General features: G+C 71.1%; 1 protein-coding gene. It reads right to left on the bottom strand.

Annotation, left to right across the window (positions count from 1 at the left end; translation table 11 throughout):
- Nucleotides 1-76 precede the first annotated feature (76 nt).
- Nucleotides 77-505 (bottom strand): hypothetical protein (locus tag EGJ34_RS22015; protein WP_125362475.1); only part of this gene is annotated, 429 nt, incomplete at its 5' end.

The following is a 505-nucleotide window of genomic DNA, read 5'->3' as shown; positions in this document are numbered from 1 at the left end:
GTTCGCGGCGTGGGCGGGCAGTCGGCGCGGCAGGGGGGCGGCGGGGCGTACGCATCACTCTGTCGCGCGGGACGACTTACTTCTTGTCCGGCTTGGCCTCGGCCGGCGCTTCCGCAGCCGGAGCCGCTGCAGCGGCCGGGGCCGGACGCGCCTTCACCACGCGCACGCCCCGCGCCTTCATCCAGGCGTCGAATTCCTCGGCGGTCATGCGCTTGCCGTTCTGGCTCATGTCAAAGCGCCAGGGCGTGTTGTCAAACTCGGTCTTCGGCTTGTACGCGGCGGGGTCGTTCGGGTTCACCGCCGGTGCACCCGGCATCGCCTTGGCGATGTTCTGGCAACCGTCGATGCGCAGTCGCTGCAGTACGCGATCCACCGACTGCTGCTGGTCGAAATTGGGGGTCAGCACGCCCGACGGCATGCCCAGCTGCGAGCCGCGGATCGCGAACTCGTCCGCCACCGGCGCGATGGCCGTGGCCGGCAGGGGCAGCGGCGCGGCACTGGTGGC

Source organism: Stenotrophomonas sp. 278 (genome assembly GCF_003935715.1).
Lineage (GTDB): Bacteria > Pseudomonadota > Gammaproteobacteria > Xanthomonadales > Xanthomonadaceae > Stenotrophomonas > Stenotrophomonas maltophilia_AH.
This window is presented reverse-complemented; position numbering and strand designations above follow the sequence as displayed.